At 68.3% G+C, this 15902-nt stretch carries 15 protein-coding genes; 5 read left to right on the top strand and 10 right to left on the bottom strand.

Translation table 11 applies throughout. The features are described 5' to 3' along the window. The 7 genes from ON23_RS32890 to ON23_RS38295 form a co-directional block, all read right to left on the bottom strand. Positions 1-3756, bottom strand: coding sequence for an ABC transporter ATP-binding protein (locus ON23_RS32890; RefSeq protein WP_039783293.1), 3756 nt, complete (start codon positions 3754-3756; stop codon positions 1-3). Continuing rightward, positions 3753-5096, bottom strand: coding sequence for an LLM class flavin-dependent oxidoreductase (locus ON23_RS32885; RefSeq protein WP_039783291.1), 1344 nt, complete (start codon positions 5094-5096; stop codon positions 3753-3755). The genes ON23_RS32890 and ON23_RS32885 overlap by 4 nt, the downstream gene beginning before the upstream one ends. 39 nt (positions 5097-5135) lie before the next feature. After that, complete coding sequence (locus ON23_RS32880) at positions 5136-5876, bottom strand: ABC transporter ATP-binding protein (RefSeq protein WP_039783289.1); 741 nt, start codon at positions 5874-5876, stop codon at positions 5136-5138. Further along, entirely contained in the window at positions 5852-6706 is an 855-nt protein-coding gene (locus ON23_RS32875; protein WP_039783287.1) for an ABC transporter permease, read from the bottom strand. Before ON23_RS32875 ends, ON23_RS32880 begins: the two co-directional genes overlap by 25 nt. 4 nt (positions 6707-6710) lie before the next feature. Beyond that, a complete protein-coding gene (locus tag ON23_RS32870) occupies positions 6711-7796 on the bottom strand; it encodes an ABC transporter substrate-binding protein (protein WP_223273272.1) in 1086 nt (361 codons plus the stop codon). 53 nt (positions 7797-7849) lie between these two features. Beyond that, positions 7850-9061 carry an ROK family transcriptional regulator gene (locus ON23_RS32865; RefSeq protein ID WP_083904393.1) on the bottom strand — a complete coding sequence of 404 codons (1212 nt, stop codon included), beginning with the start codon at positions 9059-9061 and terminating at the stop codon, positions 7850-7852. Between the two features lie 77 nt (positions 9062-9138). Next, entirely contained in the window at positions 9139-9333 is a 195-nt protein-coding gene (locus tag ON23_RS38295) for a hypothetical protein (RefSeq protein WP_157170358.1), read from the bottom strand. 64 nt (positions 9334-9397) lie between these two features. On the opposite strand from ON23_RS38295, the gene ON23_RS32860 reads away from it, so the two are divergent. From ON23_RS32860 to ON23_RS32850, 3 genes are all read left to right on the top strand, one after another. Further along, complete coding sequence (locus ON23_RS32860) at positions 9398-10384, top strand: TauD/TfdA dioxygenase family protein (protein ID WP_039783283.1); 987 nt, start codon at positions 9398-9400, stop codon at positions 10382-10384. Between the two features lie 135 nt (positions 10385-10519). Next, on the top strand, positions 10520-11980 hold the full coding sequence (locus tag ON23_RS32855) for an NAD-dependent succinate-semialdehyde dehydrogenase (protein ID WP_086007035.1): 1461 nt from the start codon (positions 10520-10522) through the stop codon (positions 11978-11980). 22 nt (positions 11981-12002) lie between these two features. Continuing rightward, positions 12003-12947 carry a zinc-binding dehydrogenase gene (locus tag ON23_RS32850; protein ID WP_039783344.1) on the top strand — a complete coding sequence of 315 codons (945 nt, stop codon included), beginning with the start codon at positions 12003-12005 and terminating at the stop codon, positions 12945-12947. A gap of 42 nt (positions 12948-12989) precedes the next feature. On the opposite strand, the gene ON23_RS32845 is transcribed toward ON23_RS32850, so the two are convergent. Next, positions 12990-13868 (bottom strand): TIGR03854 family LLM class F420-dependent oxidoreductase, encoded by an 879-nt coding sequence (locus tag ON23_RS32845; protein WP_039783342.1) that lies wholly within the window; start codon positions 13866-13868, stop codon positions 12990-12992. A gap of 11 nt (positions 13869-13879) precedes the next feature. Then, complete coding sequence (locus ON23_RS32840; protein WP_063821386.1) at positions 13880-14311, bottom strand: winged helix-turn-helix transcriptional regulator; 432 nt, start codon at positions 14309-14311, stop codon at positions 13880-13882. 64 nt (positions 14312-14375) lie between these two features. Here ON23_RS32840 and ON23_RS32835 point away from each other — a divergent pair, with 64 nt between their 5' ends. Continuing rightward, positions 14376-14753 carry a VOC family protein gene (locus ON23_RS32835; protein WP_039783279.1) on the top strand — a complete coding sequence of 126 codons (378 nt, stop codon included), beginning with the start codon at positions 14376-14378 and terminating at the stop codon, positions 14751-14753. A 10-nt stretch (positions 14754-14763) separates the two neighbouring features. On the opposite strand, the gene ON23_RS32830 is transcribed toward ON23_RS32835, so the two are convergent. Beyond that, positions 14764-15216, bottom strand: coding sequence for a DUF6325 family protein (locus tag ON23_RS32830; protein WP_039783277.1), 453 nt, complete (start codon positions 15214-15216; stop codon positions 14764-14766). Between the two features lie 330 nt (positions 15217-15546). On the opposite strand from ON23_RS32830, the gene ON23_RS32825 reads away from it, so the two are divergent. Continuing rightward, positions 15547-15902: cupin domain-containing protein (locus ON23_RS32825; RefSeq protein ID WP_039783338.1), on the top strand; the 356-nt coding region annotated here is incomplete at its 3' end.

Below are 15902 nucleotides of genomic sequence, written 5' to 3'. Positions count from 1 at the left end.
CTACAACCGCGCCGATTCGCGGTCGTCCTCGCTTCGCGACGCCCCCACATACGCCCGCCACAGCGCCGCGTAGGTTCCGTCCGCTCGCAGTAGTTCCGCGTGCGGGCCGACCTCGGCCAACCGGCCGCCCACCATCACCGCGACGATGTCGGAGTCCACCGCGGTCGCCAGCCGATGTGCCACCACTATCGTGGTGCGGCCCGCGGTGAGCACGTCGATGGCCGCGCGAACCCGGGCCTCGGTGGCGAGGTCGAGGGAGGCGGTGGCCTCGTCGAGGATGAGGATGTCGGGTTCGACGAGTTGAGCTCGGGCGAGGGCGAGCAGTTGCCGCTGCCCGGAAGACAGCGACCTGCCCTGCGGGCCGATCGGGTGGTGGTAGCCGTGGTCGAGTCCGGCGATCATCTCGTGGGCTCCGACCGCCCGGGCCGCCCATTCGATCTCCGCCGGATCGGCGTCCGGCTTCCCGTAGGCGATGGCGTCGCGCACGGTATCGCCGAACAGGTACGGCTCCTGCGGCACCACGCCGAGCCGTTTCCGGTAGTCCTCGAGCCGGAACTCGCGAATATCGGTGCCGTCCACCAGGATTCGCCCATCGCTCGGGTCGTAGTAGCGGGCCAGCAGCTTGACCAGCGTGGACTTACCGGCACCGGTCTCGCCCACCAGCGCGACCCGCTGCCCGGGTTCGATACGCAACGTCACGTCGTGCAGGACGGCGGCGTCCTCGGGCCGGTACCGGAAACTCACATCCCGGATCTCGATCGCACCGTCGACGCGGTGCACCGCCCGCGGCCGCGCCGCCTGCGGGGTGGCCACCTCGACCGCGAACAACCGGCCGAGCCGATCGACACCCACCACCGCCTGCTGATAACTGTCGAACACCTGCGAGAGCTGCTGAATCGGGGCGAACAGCAGATCGATGTAGAGCAGGAACGCGATGAGCGTCCCGGCGCTCAGCGCCGCGCCGCGCACCTGATGCACGCCCACGGCGAGGACGGCGGCCGTCGCGACCACCGACAGGAATTCGATGAACGGGAAGAACACGGCCATCAGGGTCTGGCTGCGCAGCCGCGCGTCGCGGTACTCCCACGACAGCCGGTCGAACCTGGCCTGGTTGCGCGCTTCCCGGCGGTAGGCCTGTGTGACCTTGATGTTGTCGACGTTCTCCTGCAGATAGGCGTTGACCGCGCTGACTTTGTCCCGCGCCGTGTTGTAGGCGGGCACCGACAGCCGCCGGAACCACACCGTGGCCGCGAGGAGGATCGGCATCAGCGCCAGCACCACCACGGCCAGCCGGGCGTCGATCACCAGGAGGGCGATCACCACACCGCCGATCGTCAGCGAGGAGGTCAGCGCGGTCGACAGGCCGGTCTGCAGGAAGCTGGACAGACCGTCGACGTCGGTGGTCATGCGGGTCATGATGCGGCCGCCGAGTTCACGTTCGTAGTACTGCAGGCCCAGCCGTTGCAGCTGGGCGAACGTCTTCACCCGCAGGCCGAAGAGCAACCGTTCCCCGGCTCGCCCGGTCACCCGTACCTGCGCGACGCTGATCGCCCAGTCGGCGAGTACCACCGCGGCCGCGAGCGCCGCCGCCCCGAGCAGGACGTCCCGCGCGCCGACCAGAACGCCTCGGTCGATGCCGTAACGCACCAGGACCGGGATCAGAATCTGCGCGATCGCGTCCAGTGCGACCAGGCCCAGGCCGGCCAGCAGCGGACCGGCGAACGGCCGCAGCAGCCGGCGCAGCCCGAATTCGGGATCGGCGGTGCGAGTGAATGTTTCGGGTACCGCGGGTTCACCGGTTACCGGCGGCAGCGCGTCGATGAGGGCCTGCACATCACCGCTGGGCGGTGCCGAGGTCATCATGCCGCCGCCACGCGCGAAGCCGCCCGCCCCGGCCGCATGGTGCGAGAACGCCCGCGCCATCTGCTCCAGGGTGCGGCTCTCGTCGCCATATTCGGCGGGTTCGGCCCACAGGATCTCGGTCGGCACACCGTCGGTCGTACTGCGCAGTGCCGCACCGATTTCCGCGACGTCCGGTGGCGTGAACAGCGTCGCGAACAGCGCTCCGGACTCCTGGAGCTCGGCAAGGGTGCCCGATTCCGCGACCCGGCCGTCGTCCAGGATCACCACCCGATCGGCCAGGGCGAGTGTCGACACGCGATGTGCGACAACGACTGTCGTGCGGCGCTGCACCTCGGCGGCAATGCGTTCGAAGATGGTCTGCTCGACCTTCGCGTCGATCGCGGACGTCGCATCGTCGAGCACCAGCACGGGGGCGTCGGTGATCAGCGCACGCGCCAGCGCGAGTCGTTGCCGCTGGCCGCCCGAAAGACGTTGTCCTCGTTCGCCGATCGGGGTATCGAGCTGTTCGGGCAGCCGCCGGACGAAGTCGTCGGCCGCGGCCAGGTACAGGGCGTGCCAGACCTGATCGTCGGTGGCCTCCGGACGGCCGTAGGCCACATTCGCCCGGATGGTGTCGGCCATCAGGTGTGTGTCCTCGAAGACGATGGCGACCCGGCCGCGGAGATCCGGCACCTCGCGCACATCCACGCCGTCGAGACGCACCACCCCGGCATCCGGATCGATCAGCCGCGGCAGCAGTGCGGTCAGAGTCGATTTCCCGGATCCGGCGCCGCCCGCCAACGCGACCGTCGACCCGGCGGGGATGGTCAGATCGAGGTGGTCGAGAACCGCGGTGTCGCCGATTCGCACGCTCACGCCGGACAGGTCGATCCGCGGCGGTGCGACGGCCGTGGCGGGCGATGGAACCGCGGCCGGCTCCCGGCCCGACCCGGCATCGATGACCTCGCGCACCCGATCCAGCGACGCCTTCCCCTGCTGGCTCACCGTCAGCAGTGTCGAGAACTGCCGTACCGGACTCACGAAGGATCCGAGATACGTCATGAACGCCAGAAACGTACCCAGGCTGATGCTCTGGTGCAGGGCGAGCAGACCGCCCACCACCAGGATGAACACCTGACCCAAGGCGGGCAGGGCCGCCATCGCGGGGGTGAACCGGCTGGTGATCCGCACGACGCGCAGCCGTGACCGGAACAGGTCACGGGCACGCCGCTCCAGCTCACCGGTCTCCCGGCGCTCCTGCCCGAACCCCTTGACCACGCGGACACCGGCGACCGCGGACTCCACCCGCATCGCCACCTCCGCCGCCTGGGCCTGCGCATCCCAGTTGGCGGGAAACAGTTCTCGCTGCGAGCGCCGGGTCACGAACCACAGAGCCGGCAGCAGCACCAGCGCGATACCCGCGAGCGGCAACGACATCGTCGCCATCAGCACCAGCGCCGCCACCAGCAGCGCCGCATTGCCGGTGACGATCGGAATCAGCTGCAGGAACATCTGAATCAGCGTGATGTCGCTGATCGCGCGGCTCACCACCTGTCCGGTGGACACGGCCATCTGTTCGCGGCCGGGCATCCGCACCAGCGCGGCGAACAGATCCGACCGCAGATCGAACTGGACGCCCAGCGACAGCGTCGACGAGCACACCCTGCGCAGCATCGACAGCCCGAACCGGAGCACACCGATGACGATCAGGACGGTGACGGCGGCGGCCAGCGGTACCCGGGAATCGCCCAGCGTATCGACGACGTGGCGCACCACCAGAGGGAGTGCCGCGGTCAGCGCGGCGCTACCGAGGGCGCCGACGGACGCACCCGCGACGGCACGCGGATGCGACAGACATCGATACAGCAGATATCGCACCCACCCCTGATCGGCAGCCGAATCCGTCCGGCTCACCGGGCGATCGCCGCGTCGGCCGCCACGCTGAACCGGTTCTCCGGACGCGCCAATCCGTAGTGCCCGCGCAAGGTGGTCGCCTCGTATTCGGTCCGGAACAGGCCACGCTCCTGCAGGATCGGCACCACCTCGTCCACGAACCTCTCCAGCCCGGACGGCAGGGCGGCGGGCATCACATTGAATCCGTCGGCGGCGCCGTCGGTGAACCATTCCTGGATGGTGTCGGCGACCTGTTCCGCGGTGCCCGCGAAGGTCCGATGCCCGCGACCTCCGCCGAGGCGGGCGATCAGCTGGCGCACCGTGAGTCGTTCGCGGCGAGCGAGGTTGACGATCAGCGTGAACCGGCTCTTCGCGCCCTGGATCTCGTCCTCGGTCGGGAGATCCGCGGGCAGTTCGCTGTCCAGATCCAGCGCCTCCACCGGCAGCTTGAACCGCTCGGCGAGCGTGCGGCGCTGGTATTCCGGCTGGATGAGGCGGGTCAGCTCGTCGTCGAGTTCCCGCGCGTGCGCTTCGGTGTCGCCGATCACCGGGACGATGCCCGGCAGGATCTTGACGGTGCCGGGGTCACGTCCGAGCCGGCGCGCGCGCTCCTTCAGATCGGCATAGAACTGCTTGCCGTCCTCGAGGGTCTGCTGTGCGGTGAAGACCGCCTCGGCGTAGCGGGCGGCGAACCCCTTCCCGTCCTCGGACGAACCCGCCTGCACCAGAACGGGATACCCCTGCGGCGACCGCGGCACATTGAGCGGCCCCGCCACCCGGAAGAACTCGCCGATATGGTTGATCTCGCGCACCTTGTCCGGGTCGGAGTGGATGCCGAGTTCCTTGTCGCCGATGAAGGCGTCGTCGTCCCAGCTGTCCCAGAGTTTGGTCGCCACATCGACGAATTCGGCGGCCTTCTCGTAGCGCAGCCGGTGATCGGGTACGTCGTCGAGGCCGAAGTTGCGGGCCGCGTCGGCACCCGCGGTGGTGACGATATTCCAGCCCACCCGGCCACCGGACACCCAGTCCACGGAGGCGAAGCGCCGCGCCAGATTGTAGGGATCGTTGTAGCTGGTGGACGCGGTGGCGATGAGGCCGATGCGGCTGGTGCGCAGCGCGATCGCGGTCAGCAGAATCGTCGGCTCCAGCTTGCCGACCGGTCGGCGGCCCGGATCCCCTTGCAGCACCGGCGAATCGGCGAAGAAGATCGAGTCGAACAGGCCCCGTTCGGCGGTTTGCGCCAGGCGGATGTAGTGCTCGATATCCACATGCGCCAACGGGTTCGATTCCGGCAGCCGCCACGACGCCTCGTGGTGACCGGTCGACATCAGGAATGCGTTCAAGTGCAGGGTTCTGCTCATAGGGAGACGAAATTCTTTCCGGTAGTGAAGGTTCGGCGTTCAGGCCGCGATCGGATCGGCGCCCAGCGCGCTCAGCAGCGAGCGGCGGATCTGCTGGAACTGTGGTTGCGCCGGGTCGCGCGGGCCGTCGATGTCGATGGGGATGTCGATGTCGATGCGGCCGCGGTCGAGAATCAGCACCCGCTGCGCGAGCGTGATCGCCTCGTCGACGTCGTGGGTCACCAGCAGCACGGTGGGGCGATGGGCCGCGACGAGGCGGCGCAACAGGGCGTGCATGCGGATCCGGGTCAGCGCGTCCAGAGCGCCGAAGGGTTCGTCGGCGAGCAGCAGTTCCGGCTCTCCCACCAGGGCTCGGGCCAGCGCGGCGCGCTGTTGCTCGCCGCCGGAAAGCTCTCCGGGCCATGCCTTTTCGCGACCGGCCAAGCCGACCTCGCCGAGCAACGCGGAGGCCGCGGCCCGGCGGGAACGGGGCTGACCGTAGAGAACGTTGGGCAGTACCCGTTTCCAGGGCAGCAGCCGGGAGTCCTGGAACACCATGGACGTCCGCTCCGGCACCCGCAACAGGCCCTCGCCCGCCACACCGTGGTCGATGCCGGCCAGCGCCCGCAGCAGCGTGGATTTGCCGGATCCGCTCTTGCCGAGCAGCGCCACGAACTGGCCCTCGGGAATGGTCAGATCGAGGTTGTCGAGCACGGCTCGGCCACCGAATCTGCGGGTCAGCCCGTCCAGTTGCACACCCGCACCGGGGTCGGGGGTCAGTCCGCCAGAGTTTGCCGCCACGACAGCACCTTTCGCTCCAGGATCCGGATGCCGGAATCGCATGCCAGGCCGAAAATTCCGTAGACGGCGAGCGCGACGAGGATGACGTCGGCCTGGCCGTAGTTCTGGGCGTCCTGCATCATCTTTCCCAGGCCGTCGGTCGCGTTGACCGACTCGACCACCACCAGCACCAGCCACGACGTATTCACCGCGAGCCGCAACCCGAGGAAGAAGCCCGGCAGCGATCCGGGAATCACCACCTGCCGGATGAAGTCGAAGCGGGAAACGCCCTGGATCTCCGACAATTCGACGAGCCGCCGATCGATTCCGGTCAGCGCGGAATGCGTGGGCACGTAGAGCGTCACCGCGGCGGCGAGCATGATCAGCACGATCTTGAATTCGTTGCCGATACCGAGCCAGAGAATCATCAGGGGAACCAGGCCCAGCGTGGGAATCGAGCGTTTGAGCTGAACCACGCCGTCTACCAGCGAATCTCCGACCCGGGACAGGCCGGCGATCAGCGCGAGGGCGGTGCCGATCAGGATTCCCAAAAAGACCCCGGTGGCCACCCGCTGCATGGACACCGCGATGGTGGTGAGCAGTTGCCCCTCGGTGAGCAGGTCCCACCCGGTCGTCACCACCGTCCACGGTGCGGACAATTTCCGCGGATCGAGGAGTCCCAGGTAGGCCCCCGCCGACCAGGCGGCGAGGAGCAGCACCACGCCGAGTAGCCGTGCGAACGGGATCTGCCGGCGCAGGCCGAGGCGGCGGCGCGCGGGCCGGGCGGTGAAACCCGCGGCGACGGCGGGACGCGCGCCGAGAGCGGGAAGATGTGCGGAGACGACGGTCATCGGGTCACCCCTGTGCCTTGGTGCGATATTGCGGAGCCACCGCGTCGGCGGCGATCTTCTCGAATCGCCGATCGAACAACTGATGGGCGTCGAAGGATTTCCCGAACGCACCCGAGGAGGTGATCAAGTCGATCGTCTGCTGTTCCCAGTCGATCGACTTGTCCCAGTTGTCGGGGAAATACGGCCGTTCGGTCGTGGCCATGATGCGGCGGCCGTCGGCCTCGCTCACGCCCTGATTCTTGACGTAGTAGTCGGCGATCCACCGGTCCTGGTTCTCCCATTCCCAGACCTTCGCCCGCGCCCAGAATTTGACGAATTCCGTGACGGCCGCGAGTTTCGCGTCGTCGGCCAGCACCGAGGTCGGCGCCCAGAGAATGCTCAACGCGTCGACCGCGTCGGACGGCACCGTGCCGGCGCCCTCGGATTTGTATTGTGCGAGGTATTTCGTCAGCGACGGCTCGGCCAGCGGCGCCACATCGACCTGTTTGCCCTGCAGCGCGGTGAGGAATTGCGGGCTGTTGAGCTGCACGAGCGTGACGTCGGAGGTGGTGAGCCCGGCCTGCTGCAAGGTCCGCAGCACCACACCGCCCTGCGCTTGGCCGGGCGAGAAGGCGATCTTCTTACCGCGCAGGTCCTGCAGGTTGTGGATAGTGCTGCCCGGGGCGGTGGCCAGGCCGTAGTTGGGGGTACTGCGCCACAGCACGGCGACGATGCGGGTGTCGAGGCCCTGTGCGTGGGCCTGGATGGACGGGATTCCGGCATTGCTCGCCAACTCCACCGCCCCGCCCTTGAAGGCCTGGATCACATCCGGGCCGGCGGAGACGTTCGGCCAGTCGGGCACGGTGAAGGGCAGTTTGTCGATCTGGCCGCTGCTGGTCAGAGCGACCTTCATATCGGTCGCCGAGATCTTCAGCGAGGTACCCGCCGGCACGCTGGTCGGTAGCGGTTTGCTGAAGTCGGCCGACCCTCCGGAGGCCGCGCAGGCCGACGAGGCACAGGCGGCGACCAGCACCACGAACGACGCCGCGCCGACCCTGCGGGTGAGGCGCATCCTACGCGTAGACGGTCGCGCTTCGATGAGCTTTCTCATCTATCGATCGTCGCGAATTATGTTGCGGCCCACAATATTCGGTCTACTTAAAATTACCGAGACTCGAACTGCGGTGACTCGAAGCGCGCCGCCGGTTCCTCCTTCCGGTGGGCGCCGAAGCCCTCCGCTGCGACGGCGAGCGGATCGGCGTAGAGGCGATGCAGCAGCACCGCCGCGGCGGCGGTCTCCAGCGAGCGGTTGGGGAACGAGGTGCCGATGATGCGGTGCCGGGCGGAACGCACCTGCGCTCGCGCGGCGATCGCGTCGAAGTAGGTGGCGCGCACCGCCGGCAGTCCGGTGAAGGCCCGGTCGGTGATGATCAGCGTCTCCGGATTCAGCACGTCGAGCAGCGCGGCGGCCACCACGGCGAGTCCGCGCGCCCGGTCCTCGAACAGGGCATGGGCCCGCGGATCGGTTTCGGCGGCGGCGATGAGCGCCGGAATCGTGGGCTGCGCCATGATCCCCGAACCGGCCGCGCGCCGTTCGAGCGAACGATCGGAATAGGTGTCGAGCGGGCCCGGGCCACCCGGACCGAGGTCGGACGGCACGAGCGTGGCCAGCGAGCCGGCCGAGGACCCGGGGCCGTAGTGGACGCGCCCGTCGACAGCGAAGGCCGCATCGATGACATTGCCGACGAACAGCACGGCGGCCGAGGCGTCGAAATCCAGTGCGCCGAACAGTTGTTCCGCGTGCACCATCGCGCGGGCGTGGCTGTCGAGTTCCACCGGCAGGCCGGTGAGCTGCACCAGCACGTCCCGGACGAGCGTGTCCTCGAGGCGCAGCAGCGGGTGCGAGAGCACCACGCCGGCTTCCGGATCGACCCAGCCGCCGGTGGCGACCCCGACTCCGGACAAGCGGGTGTCGTCCGGAAGGTCGCGGCGCAGGGCGGCGAGTGCGGCGGCCGCGTCGGCGACCAGATCCGCTCCCTCGAGCGTGCGATGCGGAACGAGCGCACCGGCGACGATCGTGCCGGCGATGTCGACCACCGCCACCCGGGTCTGGGTGGCCGCGAAATGAATGGCCGCCACCGCGTTCCGGCGATCGAGCTCCAGCGGTGAATGCGGCCGGCCCACCCGCTGCGAGCGGTCCACCGGGGGCGATTCGCGCAGCAGACCCGCCTCGATCAGCGCGCGGGTCTGACTCGTCACCGTCGCCGGGGACAGCCCCGCGTGGGCGGCGACCACCGAACGCGATGCGCCACCCAATGCCAAGATCGCGCGAAGTACCGCGCCCGCGGCCGTCGGCCACCCTCTCGCCGGTCTCATAGGCCTCGGTCCCGTCTGGTCCCCATACGTCTCCGGCCGACCCTACGAGACCCGGCGACGTTCGGCACCGTTCCGCATCAGCGTGATCCGAACTCGGGCAAATCGGCCGAGCGGCGCGCCGGGATGCCATTGTAGAACCGCCCGGAATTTCTTTGCCGGGAAAAATAAATAACGCGGATATTTGAAATCACAGCGACGGCAACAAGTGCGGCGGAAGCGGTTCCGAAATTATCATCGAAACCGTCGTGGGATCGGAAAGCATTGCGTCCCACGGTATCTCCCGCACCAATGGCGACTCTCGGCCCGGTGCATTCGAATGCGATGGAGTGTAGTGACATGACACTGGCTGTCGAAAAGAACGAAACGACCGAAAGTAATGACGGCACTTTCACCGTGCATCGGGTGGCCGGCCATATCGGTGCGGAAATCGGCGGACTGGACCTGAGCAAGCCCCTCGACGACGAGACCGTCGCGCGGCTGCGCCGCAAACTGCTGAAGTACAAGGTGCTGTTCTTCCGCAACCAGCACCTCGGCCACGCCGAGCAGATCGAGTTCGGCCGCCGCTTCGGCGAACTCACCCACGCGCACCCGCACGAGGACGCGCCGCCCAGCGACGCCCCGCAGATCCTGACCATCGACCCTCAGGTCTACGAGCGGCGCTACGGCTCGGCGCGGCCGGACGCCCAGGAACGCCAGTACAGCTACTACAGCGGCTGGCACACCGATGTGACGGCCTCGGTGAACCCGCCCGCCATCTCCATCCTCCGCTCGGAGGTGGTTCCGGAATTCGGCGGCGACACCACCTGGACGAATCTCGTTGCGGCATACGAGGGTCTGTCCGAGCCGCTGCGCGCGTTCGCGGACGGGCTCACCGCGGTGCACCGGTTCTCGGCGGGCCGCAAATTCGACGACAACGAGGCCTACGCGCGCCGGATCAACGACAATCTGCTGATCTCGGAACATCCGGTGGTGCGCGTGCATCCCGAGACGGGTGAACGGGCACTGTTCGTCAACCCCGGCTTCACCGACCACATCTCCGGGCTCTCTCCCGTCGAGAGTGCCAAGATCCTCGAGCTGTTCTTCGGCCACCTCAGCAGCCCCCGGTACACGGTCCGGTTCCGCTGGGACGCCAACAGCGTCGCCGTCTGGGACAACCGCGCGACCGCCCACCTCGGCCCGCAGGATCTCGGCCACCTCGACGTGACCCGGACCTTGCACCGGGTGACCGTGGTCGGCGACCGCCCGGTGGGCCCGGACGGCTTCGTCTCGCAGATCATCGCGGGCGAGGAGTTCAAGACCGAGGCCAACGTCAAGGTCTCCTGAGGAATCGGCGGCCCACCCCGGCCGGTGGGCCGCCGATACCCCGCGGATGTTTCGTGCGCCGTGGGCGGGTAGCCACCCCTCGAGACCGACCGGCACCGACCGGGTCGGATTCCGTCGTACGAGGAGTGGTGACCGATGACATCGACCAATGTCCAGCCGATGAGCGCCTCGGGTCCCGACGCCGAACCGTTCGAGACGATCGACGCCTATACCGGCGAAACCCTCGCCGAACTGCCCTATCTGGCGACCGAGCAACTCGATGCCCTGCTCGAACGCGCGGACGACGCCTACCGGTCGTGGCGCGCGGCACCGATCGAGCAGCGCGCTCGAGTGGTGTCCGCGGCGGCCGATCTGATGCGCGAACGCAAGGACGACCTCGCCCGGCTGATCACCCGCGAGATGGGCAAACGCATTTCCGAGAGCGAGTTCGAGGTCGACCTCGCGGCGAGCATCCTGCAGTACTACGGCGAGAACGGACCGCGAATCCTGCAGCCAACCACGCTGCCGGTGGACGAGGGCGAAGCCCGGATCGTCAACGCACCGCTGGGAGTGCTGCTCGGTATCGAGCCGTGGAACTTCCCGCTCTATCAGGTGGTGCGGTTCGCGGCGCCGAATCTGGTGCTGGGCAACACGATTCTGCTCAAACACGCGAAGATCTGCGCCCTCACCGCGATCGAACTGCAGAAGATTTTCACCGACGCCGGCGCACCCGAAGGGGTCTACACCAACGTCTTCCTGCGGATCTCCGATGTCGAGCACGTGCTCGCCCACCCCGCCGTGCAGGGGGTATCCCTCACCGGCAGCGACGCCGCCGGTGCGTCGGTGGCCGAGATCGCCGGGCGCCACGTCAAGAAATGTGTGCTCGAACTCGGCGGCAGCGACCCGTTCATCGTGCTCGATGCCGACGATCTGGACGACACGATCGATGCGGCGACCACCGGACGAATGGCGAATACCGGTCAAAGTTGTGTCGCCGCAAAGCGTTTCATCGTTCCGGACGAATTGTACGACCGCTTCGTGGCCGGTCTGGCCGAGCGGTTCGGCGCATTGCGCCCCGGCGATCCGTCGGATCCGGAAATCACACTCGGCCCGCTGTCCTCGACGAAGGCCGCCGACGACCTGCTGGAACAGGTCGAGGATGCGCGGGAGAAGGGCGCCACCGTGGTCACCGGCGGCGGCCGGCCGGAGGTACCCGCGCCGGGGCGGCGCGACGCCTTCGTCGACGCGACGGTGCTGACCGATGTCACTCCCGATATGCGCGCCTACTCCGAGGAACTGTTCGGCCCGGTCGCGGTGGTGTACCGCGTCGGCGACGAACGCGGGGCGATCGAGCTGGCGAACACCTCGAAGTTCGGTCTCGGCGCCACCGTGTACAGCAGTGACCCGGACCGCGCGCGAGCGGTGGCCGAGCAGATCGACAGCGGCATGGTGTGGATCAACCATCCGACCTCCTCGCAGGCCGATCTGCCCTTCGGCGGCGTGAAACAGTCCGGTTTCGGCCGCGAACTGTCCGAACTCGGCATGTTCGGCTTCGCCAATCGCAAACTGATCCGCTCCCTGCCCCGCAGGACCGCATCCGCCGGTGTCGCGGGCTGACCGTTCGAAGGAGGAGATGCGCATGCGTGCAGCGGTGCTGCGGGAATTCGGAGGTCCGGACGCGCTGGCCGTTCAGGACGTCGACACGCCACGTCCGGGACCGGGGGAGGTGCTGGTGCGGGTCCGGGCGTCGAGCGCGAATCCGGTGGACGGAATCATCCGCCGCGGACTGGCGAATCCGAACTTGCCACTGCCCGCCGTGATCGGCAGCGATGTCGCCGGCGAGGTGGAACAGGTCGGCGACGGTGTCACCGACGTGGCGGTCGGCGATGCCGTGTACTACACGTCGGAACTGGCCTCGGGCGGCGGCGCCTATGCGCAGTACCACGTGGCGGCCGCCACGATCGTGGCGCCCAAACCCACCACCCTGTCGTTCGCGGAGGCCGCCGCGATTCCGCTGGCGGGCGGCACAGCGTGGGAGGCGATCGTGCGCCGGCTCGCCGTGCGCCCGGGACAGACGGTGCTGGTACACGGCGGATCCGGCGGTGTCGGCACGTTCGCGGTGCAGTTCGCCCGCGCGGCCGGCGCCACCGTGCTGGCCACCGCGGGAGCCGACCATCAGGGGCTGCTGCGGGATCTCGGCGCGACCCCGATCGACTACAAGAGCGAGGACTTCGTCGAGGTCGCCCGCGCGCACACCGACGGCGCCGGCGTCGACGCGGTACTCGACACCGTGGGCGGTGAGAATGTCGGCCGCAGTTGCGCCGCCACCCGCGACGGCGGACGCATCGCCACCATTCTGGGTCCGGAGGGCCGGCTCGACGACCTCTACCAGCGCAACCAGACGCTCTACGGCATCTTCCTCAGCCGTGAACGTCGTCGGCTCACCGAGATGACGCCGCTGTTCGAGCGCGGCCTCGTCCACCCGCGCATCGCGAAGACCATGCCACTCGACGACATCGTCGCGATCCACGAGCAGCTGGACGAGGGGCACAACGCCGGCAAGCTCGTCATCGACGTGCCGTGACACCCTCGGCGCACGGTTTCGGCCGGCGCCGGTGGCGCGTCCTCAGTTCTGACGCGGCAGCAGTTCGGTGACGAACCGGTCCACGAATCGCGCCGATATCGTGCCGTCGGCCGGCACCACCACGAATTTGCTCAATCCGGCCGCGAGATACCCGTCCACGAGCCGGTGCAGATCCGCCCAGCTTCCGGCGATCACATCGCCCGGATCGGCACCCGGTCGCTGCGCGCGGGTCCGGGCCGCCAGTTCGGCCGGGATGCCGTTCTCCGCGAGCAGCAGTGTGATGCCGAAGTGGTCGGCTTCGATCTCCCGGCCCGCCGCGGCCGCCGCCGCATTGATCGCCGTGACTCCGGCCGAGGCCTCGGCCGGGGTCACGAAGCTGCCCAGCCAGCCGTCACCGTATCGGCCGATGCGGCGGAAGGCGCCCGGTGCGCGACCACCGAGCCAGATGTCGAGCGGGCGGGCAGGTCGCCGTCCGACCGTCGCCGCGCGAACGGTGAAGTAGTCGCCGTCGAAATCGACATCGTCGGCACGCAACACCGCCCGCAGCAGGCGCAGCGATTCGTCGAAGACGGCGCCGCGCGGCCCCGGCACCGGGAACAGTTCCTTCTCCCCGGGCCCCGCGGGCTGTAATCCGAACACCGGCAGCACCCGCTTCGGAGCCAGGGCGGCCAGGGACGCCAACTGCTTGGCGACGAGTACGGGATGGCGCCCGGGCAGAATCGCGACCGAGGTACCGACCTTCAGACGGCTCGTGCGGGCCAGCGCGAACGCCATCCCCACCGTGGGATCGACGGCCGGCGCGAAGACCAGTTCGGAGAACCACAGCGAATCGACCCGCGCCGCCTCGAGCCGATCCACCAGCGCCGCCAGATCATCCGGATCGGCGGCCGAACCCGTCCCCACCCCGAACCGGATCTTCACCTCGCCATTGCTCACAACCCTGCACAACAGCCGCTGCCGGACCGATATTTCGGCCCGGCACCACCGCCATCGGGCGCACCCGTGTGATCATGCCGATCCTGCTGGGCTGCATGGCTTTCGGCGAGCAACTCGCGCAGATGCGTGCGCGACCAGGTGCACAGCTGGTGGACCGTGGCGAGCAGGTCGCGCCCGGCCGGGGTCAGGGAATAGTCGACGCGCGGATTCGCGGTGTGGTGGTCGTAGCGTACGACGATGCCGTCGGCTTCGAGAGTGCGCAGCGTCTGGGTCAGCATCTTGTAGCTGATGCCCTCGACGGCGCGGTGTAGTTCGGCGAACCGGCGCTCATGGTCACCGATCGCCTCCAGGACGGCCAGCGCCCACTTGGTGGACAGGGTCGCGAAGATTCGGCGTGCGACCGCCGCCGCCTGCTCCTGCTCCGTCACCGCGTCCCTCTCACCTGCAAGTGCGTACTTACCCAGCGTAGGGATCGACCGTAGCGTGCGAGGGGTGCGGATTCTCGAGACCTATGCCCGGCTGTTCGTCGCGGATATGGATGCGGCCCTGCCGATCTACGAACGACTCGTCGGCGCGCCGGCCGACCTGCGCTTTCATTTCGAGGAAGCCGAAATCGCCGCTGTCGGAAGCTTTCTCGTCGTCGCGGGGCCGGACGCGGCGATCGACGGATATCGCGGCACCGTCGGCCCGGTGATCGTGGACGATCTGGGCGGGCTTGCGGAGTTCCTCGACGAGATCGGCGGCTCGATCCTCGGCGAGCCGGTCACCTCCGCCACCGGCGAGGTCGTCTACGCCCGCCACCCCGACGGGACGCGGGTCGAGTACGTGCAATGGACGGACGAGGTGCGCGTCCACGTTCTCGGCAGCTGAATCGCCGGTGTCAGTTCTTGTCGTCGAGAGTGTCCAAGGTCGTCAGTATCGCCTCGACCGGAATGCGGCCCGCCGCGACGGTTTCGGCGCCGTTGCGTCGCAGAGCCACCGACAGCGGTGCCGCCCAGGTGTTTTCGTAGATCAGCACGGCGGCCGAACGCCCGGGATGCAATGCGGCGCCCGCCTCCCGCAGATCGCCGTCGTCGAGTACACCCGTCGTCTCCTCCGCGAACAAGGCCACGCTCGTTTCGCACTCGAGTCCGATATCGGCGATATCGATGCCGGTCAGCGACCCGTCGCCCTCCTTGCGGAGAAACGCCAGATTCAGCACGCGGATGATGCCCCGGCCGACCAGATCACGCAGTACCGGCAATGCCGAACCGTCCGGCGGGCGGCCCGCGGGGAACTCGATGACGAGATAGTCGATCGGTCCCATCTCATCGATTCCGGCAGCACTGGTCATCCGAGCACCTCATCCGTGGCCGGACCACCGCGGTGATTCGGCGAGACAGCAGCTGACGTCACGCCGTCGCGACGACACCTCCGCCACCGGCGTAACACCTAATGATTCGAAGCCGGGCCGCTCGCGGATAAACAGGAATCGATTCTCGGGACGCAGGCTGTCGGACACGGTGTCTCATCCACCTGTCCGTCCGGCCGTGGTTCATCCCGTGCGGCGGCCCGTCGAGAAGATCGAACGGCATCCCGAGTTTCGCTCACCGTGAGTCTGGATGGTGGCAAACCGCGTGTGGCGGCGAAGAATTCGCGTGACCGCGGTGTGGAAGGGGTAGTGGTGACGACGTCCGTGCCTGTGCGACTCGAGCACGCGAAAGATATTCATCCGGGCGTCGACGTGCCGCTACTCCGCGACGCCGTGGTGGCCGAGCGCACGCTGTGGACACCGGCCGAACTGCACGAGCTCACCGCGGTGGTGGCGAGCGAACTGGCGACACCGCTGCTGGATATCGTGCGGTTCGACACCGAGCGGCGCTGGTGGACCCGGCTCGCGCTGACGATGGGCGTGGAACTGTGGCTGCTGTCGTGGGCGCCCGGACAAGGCACCGAACCGCACGACCACGGCGGTGCGTCGGGTTCGTTCACGGTCTCGATCGGCGAACTCGACGAGGACTACCGGTACCCCGCCGGTCC

The sequence above is a fragment of the Nocardia cerradoensis NBRC 101014 genome, from assembly GCF_000308535.1.
Classification (GTDB): Bacteria; Actinomycetota; Actinomycetes; order Mycobacteriales; family Mycobacteriaceae; genus Nocardia; species Nocardia cerradoensis.
The sequence above is the reverse complement of the archived record's forward strand: the minus strand, read 5'-3'. Positions and strand labels throughout refer to the sequence as shown.

Bases quoted from the DNA above. Each gene is read 5' to 3' on its own strand.
- ON23_RS32885 (WP_039783291.1), bottom strand. From the start codon at position 5,096: ATGAGCAGAACCCTGCACTTGAACGCATTCCTGATGTCGACCGGTCAC.
- ON23_RS32875 (WP_039783287.1), bottom strand. From the start codon at position 6,706: ATGACCGTCGTCTCCGCACATCTTCCCGCTCTCGGCGCGCGTCCCGCC.
- ON23_RS32870 (WP_223273272.1), bottom strand. From the start codon at position 7,796: ATGAGAAAGCTCATCGAAGCGCGACCGTCTACGCGTAGGATGCGCCTC.
- ON23_RS32865 (WP_083904393.1), bottom strand. From the start codon at position 9,061: ATGAGACCGGCGAGAGGGTGGCCGACGGCCGCGGGCGCGGTACTTCGC.
- ON23_RS32860 (WP_039783283.1), top strand. From the start codon at position 9,398: ATGACACTGGCTGTCGAAAAGAACGAAACGACCGAAAGTAATGACGGC.
- ON23_RS32855 (WP_086007035.1), top strand. From the start codon at position 10,520: ATGACATCGACCAATGTCCAGCCGATGAGCGCCTCGGGTCCCGACGCC.
- ON23_RS32850 (WP_039783344.1), top strand. From the start codon at position 12,003: ATGCGTGCAGCGGTGCTGCGGGAATTCGGAGGTCCGGACGCGCTGGCC.
- ON23_RS32830 (WP_039783277.1), bottom strand. From the start codon at position 15,216: ATGACCAGTGCTGCCGGAATCGATGAGATGGGACCGATCGACTATCTC.